General features: G+C 66.4%; 19 protein-coding genes. 1 reads left to right on the top strand and 18 read right to left on the bottom strand.

Going from position 1 to position 19230, the window contains the following annotated elements; genetic code table 11:
• Positions 1-108: 108 nt before the first annotated feature.
• From whiA to rpe, 10 genes are all read right to left on the bottom strand, one after another.
• On the bottom strand, positions 109-1092 hold the full coding sequence (whiA, locus tag BFN03_RS07430) for a DNA-binding protein WhiA (RefSeq protein ID WP_070378482.1): 984 nt from the start codon (positions 1090-1092) through the stop codon (positions 109-111).
• Entirely contained in the window at positions 1083-2141 is a 1059-nt protein-coding gene (locus BFN03_RS07425) for a gluconeogenesis factor YvcK family protein (protein ID WP_198163420.1), read from the bottom strand. Before BFN03_RS07425 ends, whiA begins: the two co-directional genes overlap by 10 nt.
• Positions 2141-3007: an RNase adapter RapZ gene (gene rapZ / locus BFN03_RS07420; RefSeq protein WP_198163418.1), complete on the bottom strand. Its 867-nt coding sequence runs from the start codon at positions 3005-3007 to the stop codon at positions 2141-2143. The genes BFN03_RS07425 and rapZ overlap by 1 nt, the downstream gene beginning before the upstream one ends.
• Before the next feature lie 81 nt (positions 3008-3088).
• Positions 3089-5272, bottom strand: a complete 2184-nt coding sequence (uvrC, locus tag BFN03_RS07415) for an excinuclease ABC subunit UvrC (RefSeq protein WP_084385536.1) — start codon at positions 5270-5272, stop codon at positions 3089-3091.
• Between the two features lie 70 nt (positions 5273-5342).
• Positions 5343-5819 carry a PH domain-containing protein gene (locus BFN03_RS07410; protein ID WP_070378479.1) on the bottom strand — a complete coding sequence of 159 codons (477 nt, stop codon included), beginning with the start codon at positions 5817-5819 and terminating at the stop codon, positions 5343-5345.
• A 13-nt stretch (positions 5820-5832) separates the two neighbouring features.
• On the bottom strand, positions 5833-6324 hold the full coding sequence (gene ribH / locus BFN03_RS07405; protein WP_070378478.1) for a 6,7-dimethyl-8-ribityllumazine synthase: 492 nt from the start codon (positions 6322-6324) through the stop codon (positions 5833-5835).
• The gene (locus tag BFN03_RS07400; protein ID WP_070380699.1) at positions 6321-7574 is read right to left on the bottom strand and encodes a bifunctional 3,4-dihydroxy-2-butanone-4-phosphate synthase/GTP cyclohydrolase II; all 1254 of its coding nucleotides are present in this window, start codon (positions 7572-7574) and stop codon (positions 6321-6323) included. The genes ribH and BFN03_RS07400 overlap by 4 nt, the downstream gene beginning before the upstream one ends.
• An 81-nt stretch (positions 7575-7655) precedes the next feature.
• Positions 7656-8264 carry a riboflavin synthase gene (locus BFN03_RS07395; RefSeq protein ID WP_070378477.1) on the bottom strand — a complete coding sequence of 203 codons (609 nt, stop codon included), beginning with the start codon at positions 8262-8264 and terminating at the stop codon, positions 7656-7658.
• A 12-nt stretch (positions 8265-8276) separates the two neighbouring features.
• The gene (gene ribD / locus BFN03_RS07390; RefSeq protein ID WP_084385752.1) at positions 8277-9347 is read right to left on the bottom strand and encodes a bifunctional diaminohydroxyphosphoribosylaminopyrimidine deaminase/5-amino-6-(5-phosphoribosylamino)uracil reductase RibD; all 1071 of its coding nucleotides are present in this window, start codon (positions 9345-9347) and stop codon (positions 8277-8279) included.
• Positions 9348-9376: 29 nt separating this feature from the next.
• Positions 9377-10057, bottom strand: a complete 681-nt coding sequence (gene rpe, locus BFN03_RS07385; protein ID WP_070378475.1) for a ribulose-phosphate 3-epimerase — start codon at positions 10055-10057, stop codon at positions 9377-9379.
• Between the two features lie 58 nt (positions 10058-10115).
• Between rpe and BFN03_RS07380 the strand changes: the two genes are divergently transcribed.
• Complete coding sequence (locus BFN03_RS07380; protein WP_070378474.1) at positions 10116-10454, top strand: MmcQ/YjbR family DNA-binding protein; 339 nt, start codon at positions 10116-10118, stop codon at positions 10452-10454.
• 54 nt (positions 10455-10508) lie between these two features.
• Here BFN03_RS07380 and BFN03_RS07375 read toward each other — a convergent pair whose 3' ends face one another.
• From BFN03_RS07375 to mihF, 8 genes are all read right to left on the bottom strand, one after another.
• Entirely contained in the window at positions 10509-11942 is a 1434-nt protein-coding gene (locus BFN03_RS07375) for an RsmB/NOP family class I SAM-dependent RNA methyltransferase (RefSeq protein WP_084385751.1), read from the bottom strand.
• Positions 11943-11964: 22 nt separating this feature from the next.
• Entirely contained in the window at positions 11965-12888 is a 924-nt protein-coding gene (gene fmt / locus BFN03_RS07370) for a methionyl-tRNA formyltransferase (RefSeq protein ID WP_070380698.1), read from the bottom strand.
• A gap of 218 nt (positions 12889-13106) precedes the next feature.
• Positions 13107-15140: a primosomal protein N' gene (locus BFN03_RS07365; protein ID WP_084385535.1), complete on the bottom strand. Its 2034-nt coding sequence runs from the start codon at positions 15138-15140 to the stop codon at positions 13107-13109.
• A 48-nt stretch (positions 15141-15188) separates the two neighbouring features.
• Positions 15189-16403, bottom strand: a complete 1215-nt coding sequence (metK, locus tag BFN03_RS07360; RefSeq protein WP_070378472.1) for a methionine adenosyltransferase — start codon at positions 16401-16403, stop codon at positions 15189-15191.
• A gap of 155 nt (positions 16404-16558) precedes the next feature.
• A complete protein-coding gene (gene coaBC, locus BFN03_RS07355) occupies positions 16559-17860 on the bottom strand; it encodes a bifunctional phosphopantothenoylcysteine decarboxylase/phosphopantothenate--cysteine ligase CoaBC (protein WP_070378471.1) in 1302 nt (433 codons plus the stop codon).
• A gap of 13 nt (positions 17861-17873) precedes the next feature.
• Positions 17874-18179: a DNA-directed RNA polymerase subunit omega gene (gene rpoZ, locus BFN03_RS07350; protein WP_070378470.1), complete on the bottom strand. Its 306-nt coding sequence runs from the start codon at positions 18177-18179 to the stop codon at positions 17874-17876.
• A 42-nt stretch (positions 18180-18221) separates the two neighbouring features.
• On the bottom strand, positions 18222-18788 hold the full coding sequence (gmk, locus tag BFN03_RS07345) for a guanylate kinase (protein ID WP_332309188.1): 567 nt from the start codon (positions 18786-18788) through the stop codon (positions 18222-18224).
• Between the two features lie 66 nt (positions 18789-18854).
• The gene (gene mihF, locus BFN03_RS07340) at positions 18855-19175 is read right to left on the bottom strand and encodes an integration host factor, actinobacterial type (RefSeq protein WP_070378468.1); all 321 of its coding nucleotides are present in this window, start codon (positions 19173-19175) and stop codon (positions 18855-18857) included.
• Positions 19176-19230 lie beyond the last annotated feature (55 nt).

The raw sequence follows: 19230 nt of genomic DNA, 5'->3' as shown, positions 1-19230 counted from the left end.
CGATGGTCGGGCGTGGGATCCATCATTCGATGTCTCCCCCACACTAGTGCTCCGGATCTGGACGCGCGTACACCACCCATGCAAGGAGGGGACGGTCTCGGCGGGCCCCTACTCGTCGTCGAGAAGATCCGCGGTGACGGCGGACTCGGTGTCGGGAACACCGGTCTCCTTGGCCTTGCGGTCCGCCATCGAGAGCAGTCGCCGAATCCGTCCGGCCACGGCGTCTTTCGTCATCGGCGGGTCCGCGAGTTGCCCGAGTTCCTCGAGTGACGCCTGGCGATGCTTGACACGGAGTTGACCTGCAGCGGCCAGATGCTCCGGAACGTCATCGGCCAAGATTTCCAGCGCGCGCTCAACCCGTGCGGCGGCCGCCACAGCCGCGCGGGCCGAGCGGCGCAGGTTGGCGTCGTCGAAGTTGGCAAGCCGGTTGGCCGTCGCCCGAACCTCCCGGCGCATCCGGCGTTCCTCCCACACCAGGCGGGTGTCCTGGGCTCCCATGCGGGTGAGCAGGGCGCCGATGGCCTCGCCGTCGCGGATCACCACCCGATCGGTACCACGGACCTCACGTGCCTTGGCTGAGATTCCCAGCCTCCGGGCTGCACCGACCAGCGCAAGCGCCGCCTCCGGTCCGGGACAGCTGACCTCGAGGGCCGACGACCGTCCGGGCTCGGTCAGGGATCCGTGTGCCAGAAAGGCACCGCGCCACGCCGATTCCGCGTCGGCGACGCTTCCCCCGACTACCTGAGCGGGCAGACCCCGAACCGGACGCCCTCGCACGTCCAGCAACCCGGTCTGGCGAGCAAGCGCCTCCCCCTCCTTCGCGACACGCACGATGTATCGCGAAGACTTCCGCAACCCGCCCGCACTCAAGACATGGACGTCAGCGTTGTAGCTGAACAGATCGAAGATCTCGCGGCGCAACCGCCTCGCCGTCGACCCGAGATCCACTTCTGCCTCGACCACTACCCGGCCTCCGACGATATGCAATCCCCCGGCGAACCGCAGCAGCGACGAAACTTCGGCCTTTCGGCAGCTCACATGAGTGACGACGAGACGACTGAGTTCATCTTTGACCTCTGCTGTCATTGCCACGAAGCGCTCTCCCTTTCCTCTGGTGTCTCGACCGGTGTCTCGACAGGGGCATCCACTGCTGTCTCGGACACCGCACTGCCCACTGGACCCGGACCGGGATCTTCGGGGAGATGTTCGAGAACGGATGCCAGCTTGCCTGCGTGGTGAATATGGGTTCCGGGTTGCGACACGTCGGCGTAGATGACATGTGCTCGAAATTGCCCGGCGGCCCGGGCGAGATGCTCACGCTCACGCCCCGGCGGCACCGACCCCGAATCCACCACGACGAAGTCGACGGTCAACTCGGGGGCGTGCTGGGACAGTATGTGGAGATGGCGCTCGGTGGAGAAGCCCGCAGTCTCGCCCGGCTCGGGAGCCAGGTTGAGCACCAGTACCTTCCGTGCACGAGTGGCGGTCAGGGCCTCGAGGAGGTCCGGCACCAGGACGTGTGGAATGACACTGGAGAACCACGATCCTGGTCCGAGTACAACCATGTCGGCGGCGCCGATCGCCGCAACAGCATCGGGGCACGCAGGCGGGTTGGCCGGCAACAGTCGCACCCGGCGCACCTTGCCCGGGGTGGTCGCGACCGCGACCTGCCCGCGGATACACCGGCTGACCCGTGGGTCGGCCTCGAGGCCCTGCACGTCGGCTTCGATCTCGAGAGCAATCGGCGACATCGGCAGGACGCGCCCGTTGATCCGCAGCAACCGTGCGAGTTCATCGAGCGCGGCTACCGGGTCGCCGAGGACTTCGGTGAGACCGGCGAAAATCAGATTTCCGACCGAATGTCCTGCCAGGGCCCCGATTCCGCCGAATCGGTGCTGGATGGTCTCCGTCCAGTCCCGCACGTCGGGGTCGTCCGCGGCGAGCGCGGCGAGCGCCATGCGCAGATCACCGGGTGGTATCACACCCAGTTCGGCCCGAAGACGCCCTGACGATCCGCCGTCGTCGGCGACGGTGACCACGGCCGTGACGTCATGGCTGAGTCGGCGCGCGGCACTGAGGGTGGCGAAGAGTCCGTGCCCCCCGCCGAGAGCAACGATCGCCGGCGTTGGGCCTGCACTCATCATTCGCGCCCCAGATCGCGATGGACCACACGCACGTTGACCCCGGAGTCTTTTTCGAGGAGGCCCGCGAGCGCCTCCGACATCGCCACGCTGCGATGTTTGCCGCCGGTGCAACCCACCGCGATGGTCATATAGCGTTTCCCTTCCCGACGATATCCCGCGATCGTCAGATCCAGCAGATGGTGATAGGTGGTGAGGTAGTCCTCGGCACCGTCCTGGTTCAACACGTAGTCCCGCACGTCCGCATTCTGGCCGGTGCGCGGGCGCAACTCGGGTATCCAGTACGGATTGGGCAGGAACCGGACATCGCAGACGAGATCGGCGTCCATCGGGAGACCGTACTTGAAACCGAAAGACTGGACCGTTACCTGCATCGTCCTGTTCCCGGCCTCACCGAAGGCGTCCTCGATCTTCTGGCGCAGTTGGTGTACGGCAAGCGAGGAGGTGTCGATCACCAGGTCTGCAGCCGCCTTCACCTTTGCGAGCTGGTCACGTTCGGCGGCAATGCCCTCGGCGAGGGTGCCCTCCGCTCCTCCGCCCGACAGGGGATGGCTGCGGCGGACCTGCTCGAATCGGCGTACCAGCACCGCGTCGGACGCGTCGAGGTAGAGCACCCGCGTATGCACCGGCTTGCTCTCCAATTCGACGAGGACAGAGCCGAGGTCACCGGTGAACAACCTGCTGCGGACGTCGATGACGACGGCGAGACGTTCGAGTCGGGAATCGGATTCCAGGCTCAGATCCACCATCCTGGAGATCAGTTCCGGCGGCAGATTGTCTGCCACATACCACCCGAGGTCCTCGAGGACATTGGCCGCTGTCTGCAACCCCGCTCCCGAGAGCCCGGTGACGAGAAGAAAGTCCATCGGCCGAACCGTGTGTGTGCTGTTGTTCCCCACGTACTGCTCGTTCACTCGACACCCGTCCGTTGCGAAGCGCTGTATTTCCTACGTCATTTCCGCTGTCCCGCTGTCCCGCTGTCCCGCCCTCTGCTGTTCGATACCTGTGCCGCCCTCTCCGCTCGTGCCCGATTCGTTCCGATCGGGTTCATCATCCCCCACACCCGCCGTCTGCGCAGACAGTTCCTCAGCCCCGAGTGCGGCCAGGACCGCCTTGGCGGTTGCGGTACCGATGCCGGGAACCGCCGTGATTTCCTCAACGCTGGCCTTTTCGAGGCGTGCGACGGATCCGAAATGCGTCACCAGCGCCTTGCGACGGGTGTCACCGAGACCTCGCACCGAGTCGAGCGCGGACGCAGTCATGCGCCTGGAACGCTTGCTGCGGTGGAACGTAATCGCGAAGCGGTGCGCCTCGTCGCGCACTCGTTGCAACAGGTACAGCGATTCGCTGGTGCGCGGGAGGATCACCGGATCCTCCTCCCCCGGAACCCACACCTCCTCGAGCCGCTTTGCCAATCCGATCACCGCGACGTCGGTGATCCCCAGTTCGTCCAACACGGCCGACGCCGCAGCGACCTGCGGGGCGCCACCATCGACGACAAACAGATTCGGCGGGTACGCAAACCGTCTGGGCCTACCGGTCTGCGGATCGATGGCCGACCCAGGTGCCGAGCTGCCGCCGCCATCACCCGGCACCATCGCTGCGTCCGCACCCGTTGCCTCCGTGACGTCTGCGCCCGTTGCCTCCGCCTGCAGTACCCCGATGTCACGGTTGTGCCGGAGGAACCGACGCCGGGTGATCTCCGCGATGCTGGCGACGTCGTCGGAACGGCCGCCGCCCGCGGCCTCCTTGATCGCGTAGTGACGGTAGTCCGACTTGCGCGGCAGACCGTCCTCGAAGACGACGAGCGAGGCCACCACATCGGTGCCCTGCACGTGACTGATGTCGACGCACTCGATGCGCAGTGGAGCCGAATCCAGGTCGAGTGCCTCCTGGATCCCCTGCAGGGCCGCGGACCGTGAGGTGAAGTCGCCGGCGCGGCGCAGCTTGTGTTGCGCGAGCGCCTCCGTTGCGTTGCGTTGCACGGTCTCGGCGAGGGCCTTCTTGTCGCCGCGCTGGGGCACCCGCAACCGGACCGCCGATCCGCGAAGACCACTCAGCCACATCTGGATCTGCTCGGCGTCGGGGGGCAGCACAGGCACCAAGACCTCTCGGGGCACTCCGTGGGTGCCCGCCACGGCGTCACCCGACAACGCCGCCTGCTCGCCGTAGAACTGGGTGAGGAACTGCTCCACGAGCAGCGGCAGGTCCGACCCTGCATCGGAATCGACAGCGGCCCAATCGATGACATCGCCGGCCTTTTCCACCACCCAACCGCGCTGGCCGCGTACCCGCCCGCCGCGGACGTGGAAAACTTGCACCGCGGCCTCTAGCTCGTCGGTTGCGAACGCCACGATGTCGGCGTCGGTTCCGTCGCCGAGCACCACGGCCTGCTTTTCGAGTGCCCTCCGCAGGGCACCCACGTCGTCACGCAGGCGAGCAGCCAATTCGAAGTCGAGTTGTTCGGCCGCCGCGGCCATCCGCGACTCGAGTTCCCTGACCAATTTGTCGGTGCGCCCCGACAGGAAATCGCAGAAGTCCTCCACGATCTGACGGTGTTCGAGAGCAGACACCCTGCCCACGCACGGCGCGGAACACTTGTCGATGTAGCCCAGGAGGCAGGGACGTCCGATCTGGTTGTGACGTTTGAAGACCCCGGCCGAACAGGTGCGAGCCGGAAACACCCGGAGCAGCAGATCGAGGGTCTCGCGGATGGCCCACGCGTGCGAGTAGGGGCCGAAGTAGCGCACCCCCTTGCGTCGGGGCCCGCGGTAGACGAACAGCCGCGGATACTCCTCGTTCAGCGTCACAGCGAGGACCGGGTAGGTCTTGTCGTCGCGGTAGCGGACGTTGAACCGGGGATCGAATTCCTTGATCCAGTTGTATTCGAGTTGGAGCGCCTCGACCTCGGTGCTGACCACCGTCCACTCGACGCTCCCGGCCGTCGTCACCATCTGTCGGGTGCGCGGATGCAGCGTCGAAACATCGGCGAAGTAGGAATTCAACCGTGAACGAAGACTCTTCGCCTTCCCGACATAGATGACCCGGCCATGCGGGTCGCGGAACTTGTACACCCCCGGATCGATCGGAATCGTTCCGGTCGCGGGGCGATATGTCGAAGGATCTGGCACTCCTTCACGTTAGTCGGCGCCACCGACCAACTCCGCATCATCGCTGTCTCGGCGAGGATCCGGGTTGCGATCAGGTCGGCGCGTACTGGGCCACCAGTTCACGGAATCGGCGCACGGCGTCCACCGCGTACTCGCCGTCATTCGACTGGATCGCCATCACGGATATGTACTCGTCGTCGGGTAGTTCGATCCGAGCCCACGCGGCCCCGTCCGGAAAGGACAAGCCCTCGTAGAGATCCCAGTCCACGATGCGCTCGCTGAGCACGTTCCGCACAGCGATCCCCCGTGGGCCTATCTTCACCCTCGGGCGCGTCAACAACAGAACACCTGCTGCCAGTAGAAAGCCGATGCCTGCGAACGCGACCTGGTCGGCGAATCGGAAGTAGACGCCCGTCGAATCGCCGCGTAGCAGAATCGCGAACGTCACATGAACGACGACGATGAGAATGGCCACACCGAACGCGTATCGGCGCGACTTTCGTGGCCTCGCCACAAACTCCCACTCGGATGTTTCGGATGATGATGTTTCGGATGATTCTGAAGTCATGAATTGTTCCCGATCACGCAAGGGACTCCTCCGTCCGGCGCAGCCTCGCCAGGGTGACTGCGGCGTCGAGTGCGGCGGCACACGCCTGGCCACCCTTGTCCTCGACCGAGCCCGGGAGCCCACTGCGCTCGACGGCCTGCTGTTCGGTGTCCGTGGTGAGTACACCGTTTCCGACGGGGGTGCTCTCGTCGAGAGACACCCGGGTCAGCCCTGCCGTCACCGCGTCGCAGACGTATTCGAAGTGCGGGGTACCGCCGCGAATCACGACACCGAGGGCTACGACGGCGTCATGGGTACGGGCGAGGGCCTGTGCCACGACCGGAAGCTCGATTGCACCGGCCACCCGGACCAACGTGACATTCTTCAGGTTCGCCTCGTCCGCCACCCGCTGCGCGCCTGCGATCAGCGCCTCGGAAATCTTGGCGTGCCAGCGGCCGGCAACGATGGCGACCCGGAGATCGCCCGCTTCGTCCAACTCCAGGCCAGGCAGGCCCTCGCCGCTCACAGGATCTCACCCGCGTCGAAATCTTCGAGGCCGATCAGGTCGTGCCCCATCCGGTCACGCTTGGTGCGCAAGTACGTCAGGTTCTCGGCGTTGGCGCGTAGCGGCATCGACACCCGCTCGGTGATCTGCAGCCCGTACCCATCGAGCCCGACCCGCTTGGCGGGGTTGTTGGTGAGCAGGCGCATCGAGGAGATTCCCAGATCCACGAGGATCTGCGCGCCGATACCGTAGTCGCGGGCGTCCGCCGGCAGACCCAAAGCCAGGTTGGCGTCGATGGTGTCCGAACCGTTGTCCTGCAGTTGGTAGGCCTGCAGCTTGTGCATCAGTCCGATGCCCCTGCCTTCGTGTCCGCGCATGTAGAGCACCACACCACGGCCCTCCTGGGCGACCATGTCGAGAGCAGCCTCGAGCTGCGGGCCGCAGTCGCACCTCAGTGAGCCGAAGACGTCACCGGTGAGGCACTCGGAGTGCACGCGCACCAGCACATCCTCGCCGTCACCGTTCGGGCCGGGGATGTCGCCGCGGACCAGTGCCACGTGCTCGACGTCGTCGTAGATGCTCCGGTACCCGACAGCGGTGAACTCGCCGTGTCTGGTGGGGATGCGTGCGGCCGCGACCCGCACCACTTGCTTCTCGTGCCTGCGGCGAAACGCGATGAGGTCTGCGATCGATATCAGCGCGAGGTCGTGCTCGTCGGCGAAGACCCGGAGTTCGTCGGTCTGCGCCATCGCGCCCTCGTCCTTCTGGCTGACGATCTCGCAGATCACCCCGGCGGGGCGCAGGTCGGCCATCCTGGCCAGGTCCACGGCCGCTTCGGTGTGTCCGGGGCGGCGCAGCACGCCGCCTTCCTTTGCGCGCAGTGGCACGACGTGACCTGGGCGGGTGAAGTCATGCGCGCTACTACCCGGATCTGCCAGCAGCCGCATCGTGGCGGCGCGGTCGGACGCCGAAATACCGGTCCCGATACCTTCACGCGCGTCGACGGTCACCGTGTATGCGGTGCCGTGCTTGTCCTGATTGGTGGCATACATCGGCGGCAGTCCCAGGCGGTCACAATCCGCGCCGTCGAGCGGCACACACAGGTACCCGGACGTGTACCGAACCATGAACGCAACCAACTCGGGGGTGGCCTTCTCCGCAGCAAAGATGAGGTCGCCCTCGTTCTCGCGGTCCTCGTCGTCGACGACGACGACCGCTTTGCCCGCGGCAATGTCGGCAATGGCGCGCTCGATACTGTCGAACCTGGTCACGTGCTCGGTCTCCAAAATTGTTGTCCTACGCATCTTCGAATACAGCGGATGCATCCGTGGGATGCTCCTCAACAGTACGACTCAACGGTCGGCCGTTTGCAGCCGCTCCACATACTTCGCGATCACGTCGACCTCGAGGTTGACCACCGTACCGACGGCTGCCGCCCCGAGTGTGGTCAGTTGCAGGGTGGTCGGGATGAGCGAGATTTCGAAGAACTCGTCACCGGGGTCCCCGCCGAGCGCCGAGACGGTCAGCGACACACCGTCGACCGTGATCGACCCCTTCTCCACGACATACCGCGAGATGGCGTCGGGAAGAGTGATCCGCACCACCTCCCAGTTCTCGGACCGACTGCGGCTGATGACGTGTCCGGTCCCGTCGACATGGCCTTGCACGAGGTGGCCGCCGAGCCGGCTGCCGAGCGAAGCCGCCCGTTCGAGGTTGACCCTGCTGCCCACGCCGATCTTCTGCAGGCTCGACCTGTTCAGTGTCTCCTGCATCACATCGGCGGTGAACGAACCGCCCTCCAGTACCTCGACCACGGTCAGGCAGACACCGTTCACCGCGATCGAATCGCCGTGTGACGCGTCGGAGGTGACGACCGAACCGTGCACGGTCAGCCGCACGGCATCGGCCAATTCTTCTTTGCCGACGACTTCACCCAACTCTTCGACGATCCCGGTGAACACTGTGGCGAACTCCTATGCTTCTGGGTGGTCTGGGTCTTGCGCGCTGTCCAGATTGCCGGACACCGCCGGAACCAGAGTCAACAACACGTCGGGTCCAATTGTTTCGACCGACTCGTGGCGGAAGCGCAGAGCGCCGTCGATCGTCCGTACCCCCGCGTCTGCTACCGCAGCGGTCCCGGCTCCGAGTACAAGGGGTGCGAGGTATGCCTGGATCCGATCGACCCGGCCTGCAGCGAGGAACGCGCCCGCAAGTCTCGGCCCGCCCTCGAGCAGAACGTCGGTGTACTCGGCGAGCGCCTCGAGGACCTCGTTCACGTTCCGCGTGGGCAGCAGCAGTGTGGGTGCGGAGTCGTCGAGGACATGGGCGCTTCTCGGAATGTCGGTCAGTCCGACGACGACACGTACCGGTTGATGCGACGCGAGCGATCCGTCGGCCATCCGCGCGGTCAGTCGCGGATTGTCGGCCAGCACCGTTCCCGTGCCCACCACGATCGCGTCGAGTTTCGCCCGATCGGCATGAACCCGCTCCCTCGCCTCCGGACCGGTGATCCACTGGCTGGTTCCGTCGGCGGCGGCGCTACGCCCGTCGAGGGTGGCGGCGTACTTCCAGGTCACATGCGGCCGTCCGGTGCGCTGCTGGTGGAGCCAGGCGCGCAGCGGGCCGCGTTCCACCTCCCGCTCACGCAGCCCGGTACCCACCTGGATTCCGGCCGAGGCGAGCGTTTCTCCACCGCCCTTCGCTTCCGGGTTCGGATCGCCGACCGCATAGTGCACGGCAACGACCCCGGCATCGATGAGAGCCTGAGAGCACGGCCCCGTCCGGCCATGGTGATTGCACGGTTCCAACGTGACGACCGCCGTGCCTCCGCGCGCAGCATCACCCGCCTCGCGCAGTGCCACGATCTCCGCATGGGGTCCGCCCGGAGGCTGGGTCATACCGACGCCGGCGATGCGCCCGGAGGAATCGAGAACCACCGCACCGACCGCGGGATTGGGGCTCGTGAATCCGCGAGCAGATTCTGCGGCGCCGATGGCGATCTGCATTGCTGCATCGAGATCTGCCGCCGAGTTCTTGTGATGCACAAATGTTTTCATGACCCGGACGCCCGCCGCTACAGCGGCGTCAGATGCGGCGATGCTTTGGCCGCGGCAGCCCTCAGGGAACGCACCGCCTCCGCCGGGTCACTCGCGCCGTAGACGCCGGAGCCGGACACGAAGCAGTCCACGCCTGCTTCCGCAGCGGCCTCGATGGTGTCGGCATTGATGCCGCCGTCGATCTCGACGACCAGTGTCAGTTCGCCGGAGTCGACGAGGCGGCGAATCGCTCGCGCCTTCGCCAGGACCTCCGGGATGAACGACTGGCCTCCGAAACCGGGTTCCACGCTCATCACCAGCAGGGTGTCGAAGTCCTTCAAGATTTCCAGGTACGGTTCGATCGGCGTTCCGGGTTTGACGCTGAGTCCGGCCTTGGCTCCTGCCGCGCGAATGTCACTGGCCACCGCACACGGGTCGTCGGTGGCCTCCGCGTGGAACGTGACATTGTGTGCGCCGGCCTCGGCGTAGGACGGCGCCCAGCGGTCGGGCTCGTCGATCATGAGATGACAGTCGAGCGGAATATCCGTCGCGGCGAGCAGGCTCTTCACCACGGGAAGGCCGAGTGTCAGATTGGGCACGAAGTGTGCGTCCATCACGTCGACGTGCAACCAGTCGGCACCGGCGACGGCCTTCGCCTCCTCGGCGAGGCGTGCGAAATCCGCAGACAAAATGGAGGGTGCGATCATCGGGGTGGCCACACGGCAAAGTTTAGTCGTAGGCACCTCCTGGCCCTGGCACGCGGTCCATACTGGGTTTATGCAGACCTGGAAGGACGCGGTGAAGATCGGGTTGTCGCTGCCCGAAGTGGAGGAAGGCACCACCTACCAGACCCCGGCACTGAAGGTGGGGGGCAAGCTCCTCGCCCGTTTGCGGATCGAGTCGGACGGCGCCCTTGCCGTGATGTGCGGACTCGACCAGAAGAGCTCGCTCGTCGACCAGGGCGGCCCGTTCTACACCACACCCCACTACGACGGATACGGCGCCATTCTCGTCGACCTCGACAAGGTCGACGCCGACGAGTTGACCGACGTGCTCCGGCAGGCGTGGTACGTCAAGGCGCCACCCGAGCTGCGCGAGCGCTACGACGAAATCTGACCTGGACCAGGGAGCCCGAACGCCCCTCCTATCGCCCTCGCGGTTCGGATGTCGTCAGGCCGCCGGCTTGCGCAGCGCGGCGAAGAACATCGCGTCGGTGCCGTGGCGATGTGGCCACAGCTGAACGCTCGGACCATCGCCGAGATCCGGCACACCGGGTACCAGCTCACGTGTGTCGAGGGCAGTCACCCCGTAGCGGCGTACCGCGTCCGCGACCACCGTGACGGTCTCCGACAAGTGCGGCGAACACGTTGCGTAGAGGACCACCCCACCGGGGCGCACCAGCGATATCGCCGATGCGAGAAGTTCTCGTTGCAGCTTCGCCAGTCCGGCCACTTCACCGGGCTGCCTGCGCCACCGTGCCTCAGGGCGCCGGCGCAGCGCACCCAGCCCGGTGCACGGGGCATCGACCAGGACGCGGTCGTACCCGTGCTCTAGCCCGGGATCTCGCCCGTCGGCGACCGTTACGTCGACCGGGAGTTCCTTGGTCGTCTTACGGATCAGGTCCGCACGGTGCTCGACCGGCTCGACCGCATCGACCCGGCCACCCACGATTCCCGCCAGGGCACCGAGCAGAGCCGCCTTCCCGCCCGGACCTGCACAGAGATCGAGCCAACGACCACCGTCCGGTCCCTCGAGCGGGGCGAGGGACAGTGCCCGGGCGACCAATTGACTGCCCTCGTCCTGAACACCGGCAAGACCCTCGCGAACGGCGTCGAGCAGGCCCGGATCGCCTCCGTCGAGATAGACCGCATAGGGCGAGTACCTCCCCACCTCACCGCCGGTCACGAGCGCGAGTTCCTCCGCGGAGATCTCCCCCGGCCGCGCGACAAGATGAACCGTGGGCCTGGCGTCATCGGCGACGAGCACGTCCTCGAGTTCACCGGCGTCTGGGCCGAGAGCGTCCGCGAAGGCCTGCGCGATCCACGTCGGGTGGGCATGCGCGAACGCCAGCCGACCCACCGGATCGGTGGGCGCGAGACGCTCCACCCATTCGGACTCCGTACGCTCGGACACCCGACGCAGCACGGCGTTGACGAATCCGGCCTTACCGTGGCCCGATTCCGCACGCACGAGGTCGACCGATGTCGCGACCGCAGCGTGAGGGGCCACCCGTGTGCGCAACAGTTGGTAAGTGCCGAGTTGAAGGACGTCGAGCAGTGGTCCGTCGATCTCCTCGATCGGCCGGCCTGCGCAGTCGGAAATCACCGCATCGAGGAGTCCCCGCGCTCGTGCCGCGCCATAGGCCAGTTCAGTGGCCAGTGCCGCGTCTCGGCCGTCGAGGCGCCGCTCTCGCAGGAGGCCGGGCAGCACCAGATTCGCGTAGGCGTCGCGCTCACGGACGGCGCGCAAAACGTCCCTGGCAGCCACACGAGGCTCGTCCAGCCCGGCCCGGGAGGCATCGGGGCGACGCGCCTGCCGGGGTCTGCTGTTGCGTGCCCCCGAACCGGACTGGCCTCGGCGAGCCGGTCTTCTTGATTCGCTCACTGTGCCCATTCCTCCGCTTTGCTCACTGTGCCCGAGCCTTTTCATCAAGTCGTGCGCCACGGACCCAGTCCAGGGCGGCCATCTGCTTCTTGCCTTGCGGTTGAATGCGATCCAGTCGCACCGCGACCGTCGACGTGCCGACCAGCAATCCTGTCTTGCTCACCGAGATCTCCCCCGGTTCGAGCTGCTCCTCGGTGAGTGCAACAGGGCCGACCTTGAGGCGCAAATCCCCGATCGTGGTCCAGGAACCGGGTGCAGGGGTGACCGACCGGATGTGCCGATCCACCGCCGTAGCCGCCCTGTCCCAACGGATCCGGGCCGCATCGACCGTCACCTTGGGCGCATACGAGACACCCTCTGCCGGTTGCGGGACCGCAGTGATCGAACCGGCCTCGATTCCGTCGAGAACGGACTCGAGGAGTACCGCTCCGCTGTCGGCCAATCTCCCCAGGAGGTCACCGGCGGTGTCGGTATCACGAATCCGTTCGGTGACAACGCCGTAGACCGGGCCGGTGTCCATCCCTGCCTCGAGCCGGAAGGCGCTGGCACCGGTCATGTCATCGCCTGCGCCGATGGCTGCCTGAACAGGCGCGGCTCCGCGCCATGCCGGCAACAACGAGAAATGCAGGTTGACCCAGCCGTGGACCGGGATGTCGAGGACCTGCTGCGGCAGCAGTGCACCGTAGGCGACGACGGGCGCACAGTCGGGCGCGAGCTCGGCCAGGCGGGTGAGGAAGTCCGGGTCCGTAGCCCGGTTCGGCGTGAGAACCTCGATGCCGTGTGAGTCGGCGAGTTCGCCTATCGGCGAGCGGACCACCTTGCGTCCGCGCCCGGCCACCGCATCCGGCCGGGTGATCACTGCCACGACGTCGTGATGCGGCGACCGGATCAGCCGCTCGAGGGAAGGCACAGCGGGTTCGGGGGTTCCGGCGAAGACTACGCGCACGTCGGCGACCCACACGATGGATGGTGGGCCACTGTGCGGGCCGACACTACCTCCACGAAGAAACTCCCTTGCTCGATGATGTGACTGCTCGGTGACATGCTCGCTCGATGACGTGCCTGCTCGAAGATGTGCGCCCAGTCTAAGGAGTCGCGCCGCGCCGACAGCACTCGGCGAGCCCGGTGGGATTCAATAGGACGCAATCTCGAGGCGTAGCGCACTCATCCGAGGCGGGTGGGATCGATTTGCACTCGTGTCGGCTGCGAGTCCTTGCGCGCACTGCGTACCGCTTGTGCGTCCCGCAGCGCCTTGGCCAGAGCACTCCCGTCGCCGCGGGGCACGCGGATCAGCATGCGCTCGACCTCGGTGGGTTCTGGGGAGTCTCCGGAAAACGGAAGCCGCTCCCCCGCAGGCAATTCGACCGGTCCGAGCAGTTCCGCACTCCCCGGCAACTCCGCCGCGTCGAGGAGGTCGGCGATCGCCCGGGCGCTGCCGTCGATCGCCGCCATATGACTGGCGGGCGGAAATCCGACCTCCGCACGCTCGGCGTACTGGGCGCGCGCATGGCCGACCGGATCCCAGCGGATCAGTGCCTGAACCGTGGGGATACCGGAATCCGCGACGACAACCACCTGACCGCCCTCTGCGAAGGGTGCCACCAGCGCCGAGGCCGTCATCCATCTGCGCAGAGTCTCCTCCGCCGCGCGCAGGTCCGGGCGACCCAACAGCGCCCACCCGTCGAGCAGCAGGGCGGCCCCGTATCCACCTGTCATGACGGGTTCGGCGCCGACTGTCGATACCACCAGAATCGGACCCTGTTCCACCTCGTCGACAACATCGTCGCCTCCGGACATCCGGACCGTGATGCCGGGGAAGGCGCGCCCGAGTTCCTCGGCAGTGCGGCCCGCCCCGACGACGACGGCACGCAGCGCCCGCGCACCGCACGCGTGGCAACGATGGGCGGCGTCCGCGACGCCGCACCAGCGGCATGCCGGGGTCGCGGCTCCGTCCGGGCCCGCGGCCGACGGCAAGGCGAGGGGACCGTTGCACCGGCGGCACCGCGCAGCCGCACGGCACTTGCCACATGCGAGGCTCGGTACGTACCCGCGCCTGGGAACTTGGACCAGCACCCCCTTACCCGCACCGAGCGCCTCACGGGCCGCCGCGAATGCGATGGCGGGCAGTCTGGCGGCCCGTGCGCCCGGGTCACGGGCCAGCGCATGGTCGCTGTCGGCGAGGGCAGTGATCTTCGGCGCCGCGGCACGCACGGTATCGCGGGCCGCCACGAGATCGTGTGCCCATCCTGAATCGACCAGAGCCTGAGCCTCGGCGGTCCGTGCGTGTCCTGCGAGCACTACCGCGCAGCCACTGGCGTACGCCCGCAGTAGCGCCACCTCGCGAGCATGCGGATACGGCGCTCGCGGCTCCGAGTGATTGTCGTCCCCGTCGTCCCAGACCACTATCAGCCCGGTTTGTGGTGTCGGAGCGAACACCGCACTTCGCGTTCCCACCACCACCGGGGCCGTGCCGCGTAGCGCGGCCAGCCAACGCCGATAACGCGTCGCCGGGCCGAGGCCCGCTGCCAGTCCGACGACGGCATCGCTTCCCAGCAGTGCCGCCACCGACGCCACCGTACGATCGAGAGTTCGCTGATCGGGGACGACGATCACGGTGCTCGCTCCGGAGGCGACAACCACTCCGGCCAGCTCCGCGAGACGTGCCGTCCAGTCTTCTCCGGGCAGCGCCTGCCATACGGCATGCGGTGAACGCCCCTCCGACAACGCGGTCACGAAAGCCTCGCCATGGACATACCTCGTCCATGCCTCGGTCTCGATCGGGATCGCGTCGGCTCCGGCGGGAACCGAACCGCCAGGCGCGGCCGCGGTCTCGGATTCCGCCCGTGCGTGCCGTGGCGGAACCGCGAGCCGCAACACGTCGGCGCGGGTGCCCGCATACCTGCTTGCGACGAGATCGACCACCCGGCTGATCTCCGGAGTGAGCACTCGCTCCGCCGAGATCACACGCTCGAGCCAGCCGAAGCGTCCCTGATGTTCGCTGGTTGCGCGGCGTGAGACAACGAATCCGTCGACGAGGCGTCCGGCGAACCGGATACGTACCCGGACCCCGGGTCGAGCCTGCTCGTCGAGATCCCGCGGAACCAGATAGTCGAATTCGCGGTCGAGGTGAGCGAGCGGAAGCAGCGGCAGCACCCTGGCAATCGGATCTACCTCTGCCGCAACCTTGCCTGCGCTCACGTGGCGACCGCTACCACCACAGCGCCCACCTCGGGCGGCGACAATCGATCAAAGGCCCGTCGCGGCGCGCAGCTTCTCCGCCCGGTCGACGCTCTCCCACGGGAGGTTGATGTCGGTACGCCCGAAGTGACCGTAGGCCGCGGTCTGCGCATAGATCGGGCGCAACAGATCGAGGTCGCGGATGATCGCGCCGGGGCGCAGATCGAAGGTTTCGGCGATCGCTTGCTGAATACGAACCGGGTCCGTCTTCTCGGTGCCGAACGTCTCGACGAAGAGACCTACCGGTGCCGCTTTCCCGATGGCGTAGGCAACCTGCACCTCGATGCGCTCCGCAAGCCCGGCGGCCACAGCGTTCTTCGCCACCCAGCGCATGGCGTAAGCAGCCGACCGGTCCACCTTCGACGGGTCTTTACCGGAGAATGCGCCGCCTCCGTGGCGAGCCATTCCGCCGTAGGTGTCGACGATGATCTTTCGCCCGGTCAGTCCGGCGTCACCCATCGGGCCACCGAGCACGAACTTGCCGGTCGGGTTGACCAGGAGCCGGATATCCGAGGTGTCGAGCGTCGGCATCTCGAGGTCCGCAAGGACGGAACCGAGAACCTTCTCGCGCAGATCCGGCGTCAGCAGATTGTCGAGGTCGATGTCCGCGGCGTGCTGGGTCGAAATGACCACGGTGTCTAGACGAACCGGCCTGTCGCCGTCGTACTCGATCGTGACCTGCGTCTTGCCGTCCGGGCGCAGATAGGGCAGCACGCCGGACTTGCGAACCTCGGTGAGACGACGTGACAGCCGATGCGCGAGCGCGATCGGCAGCGGCATCAGTTCCGGGGTGTCGGTGGTGGCGAATCCAAACATCAGCCCCTGGTCGCCGGCGCCCTGACGGTCGATCTCGTCGTCGCTGAGTTCTCCGGTGCGGACCTCGTGCGAGTGGTCGACACCCTGAGCGATCTCGGGGGACTGCGCCCCGATCGCCACGTTGACGCCGCAGGAGTTGCCGTCGAAGCCCTTGGCGGAGGAGTCGTAGCCGATCTCGAGCACCGTGTCGCGCACGATCTTGGGGATGTCGGCGTATGCAGTGGTCGTCACCTCACCGGCGACGTGAACCTGCCCGGTGGTGACCATCGTCTCGACGGCGACTCGGGCCCGGGGGTCTTCCGCGAGGAGTGCGTCGAGGATGGAATCGCTGATTGCATCACAAATCTTGTCCGGGTGTCCCTCGGTGACAGACTCGCTGGTGAAAAGCCGACTACCGGACTGGCTCACAAAATTCCCCTCTCGACGGTTGCCCCGGAACGACAGTTGTCCCTGAACAACACTTTAAAGCAGCTTAGCTGCGGAGTAATGCGAACAACCCGAACGGCACCTCCGCAGGTTCATGCCGACGAGCCATGGTCACCGGACCTCGGCGATATCTTCGTTCATCGAGCACGGATCAGTTGTCCGACGCTGTCGAGCACACGACTCGCCATCAGTGCTTTCGATCCGTGTTCGAGCGCCGACTCGGAACCGTCGGAGCCGAGCAACCAACCGTCGTTGTGGTCGACCTCGAATGCCTTACCCTCGCCGACTGCGTTGACGACGAGAAGATCGCAGCCCTTACGCTCGAGCTTGGTTCGTGCATGGGTGAGCACATCACCTTCGGCATCGCCTGTCTCCGCGGCGAACCCGACGATCACGGTGGACGCCGGGACTTGACCGTCTCGGCGAGATTGGACCAGGCCGGCGAGGATGTCCTCGTTCTTGGTGAGAGCGATGGACGCAGGCTCGCCCGCACCTTTCTTGATCTTGGCCGTTTCCACAGACGACGGGCGGAAGTCCGCCACTGCGGCCGCCATGATCACCGCATCGACCTCCGGCGCGTTTTTGACGACCGCGGCTCGCATGTCCTCCGCAGTGCGCACATGCACGATGTCGACTGCGGCGGGGTCTGCGAGGCCGGCGGTATACCCGGACACCAGGGTGACCTGGGCTCCTCGCTGCACGGCAAGTCGGGCGAGGGCGTAACCCTGCTTGCCCGAACTGCGATTGCCGAGGAACCGTACCGGGTCGAGCGGCTCGCGAGTGCCGCCGGCAGACACGAGAATCCGCCGGCCCTCGAGGTCACGGCACAGCGCGTCAGGCCGCTCGAGCAGAAGCGAGGCCAATCCCACGATCTCGTCAGGTTCGGGCAGTCGACCCGGTCCGGCGTCCTTGCCGGTGAGACGCCCCGACGCCGGTTCGATCACCGTCACGCCGCGAGAGCGCAGCGTAGCAACGTTGGCGACAGTGGCCGGGTGTTCCCACATCTCGGTGTGCATCGCAGGCACGAACATCACCGGGCAGCGTGCGGTGAGCAGTGTCGCGGTGAGCAAGTCGTCGGCCCGGCCCGCGACCGCGCGCGCCATCAAGTCCGCGGTGGCGGGCACGATGACGACAAGATCCGCTTCCTGTCCGAGACGCACATGCGGTACCTGCGGTACGTCTGCGAACACCCCGGCGTGCACCGGGTTGCCTGACAGCGCCTCGAACGTCGCCTTTCCGACGAACTCGAGCGCCGACTCCGTCGGAACGACCCGCACATGGTGCCCGCTCTCGGTGAACGCGCGGATGACGGAACAACTCTTGTACGCGGCGATACCGCCGCCGACACCGACGACGATGCGTTTGCCTGCTGTGCCCGACAGATCCGAACCCGATTCCGTCACGTGCCCGGAACCCGGACCCGCAGCCTGTTCAGGCACGGCGCTCCTCCGCTCACTCGCCCTCGGTGTGCTCGAGCAGATCGGAGTGGATCTCACGCAATGCGATCGAGAGGGGCTTCTCCTGAAGACCCGGCTCCACGAGGGGACCGACGTATTCGAGGATGCCGTCACCGAGCTGGTTGTAGTAGTCGTTGATCTGACGCGCCCGCTTGGCCGAGTAGATCACCAGCGCGTACTTCGACGACGTGCGTTCGAGCAGTTCGTCGATCGGAGGGTTGGTAATTCCGAGCGGGACGTCATAGGCCGCGAGGGCGCCGTGGCCGGGTTCTGCTGACGCTGCTGCGGGGGTGCTACTCACTCGGTATCTCCTGGAATCAGTTCTGGCTAGCGGATGTGAGAACTAGTGGATCGGCCCGGACTGTTCCGACCGTCCAACCAACAAGGATACCAACTCGTCGCACGATCGGTTGACATCCTCGTTCACTATGACCTCGTCGAACTCGTCCTGCGCGTCGAGTTCGGTCCTCGCGGTCTTGAGACGCCGCTCCACGACCTCGGCGGATTCGGTCCCCCTGTCGGTCAATCGACGGACCAGCACGTCCCAGCTGGGCGGGGCCATGAAGACGAGGAGCGCCTCGGGCATCGCCGTCCGAATTGCACGCGCCCCTCCCAGATCGACCTCGATCAGCACGGGTTTTCCCTGCTCGATCGCCTGGCGGACCGGGGCTGCCGGGGTCCCCGACAACTGAAGCCCGCCGTGGATCTCAGCCCATTCGAGAAGCTCGCCGGCATCGATCATGCGCTGGAACTCGTCACGAGAGGTGAAACGGTAGTCCTCACCGTCCACCTCGCCCGGGCGTGGCTCACGCGTCGTGGCGGACACGCTGAAGACAAGCTCAGGCATCCGCTCTCGAAGCAGGCGCACCACGCTGGACTTTCCGACAGCCGAGGGGCCGGCCAGTACCACCAGCCGGCCCCTCTGCACTGCTTTTCTACTTTCTGACACCTGTGCGTCAGCAACCACTGTGTTGGCTCAGGCCTCGAAGTCGAACCTGGCGAGCAGGGCCTTGCGCTGCCGATCGCCGAGGCCCCGGAGGCGACGGGTCGGAGCGATTTCCAGCTCGGTCATGATCTCCTGCGCCTTGACCTTGCCCACCTTGGGCAGAGCCTCGAGCAGTGCCGACACCTTCATCTTGCCGAGAATCTCGTCATTCTCGGCATCCTTGAGAACCTGTTTGAGGTCGGTGCCACCACGCTTCAGGCGCTCCTTGAGCTCAGCCCTGGCCTTGCGGGCAGCAGCTGCCTTCTCCAAAGCAGCGGCACGCTGCTCGTCAGTCAACTGGGGAAGGGCCACGGTTCCTCCGTCTCGTCGTTGGCAAATAGTGCAAACCACTGGATAACCAGCAGCG

This window comes from Rhodococcus sp. WMMA185, assembly GCF_001767395.1.
Taxonomy (GTDB): Bacteria; Actinomycetota; Actinomycetes; order Mycobacteriales; family Mycobacteriaceae; genus Rhodococcus_F.
This window is presented reverse-complemented; position numbering and strand designations above follow the sequence as displayed.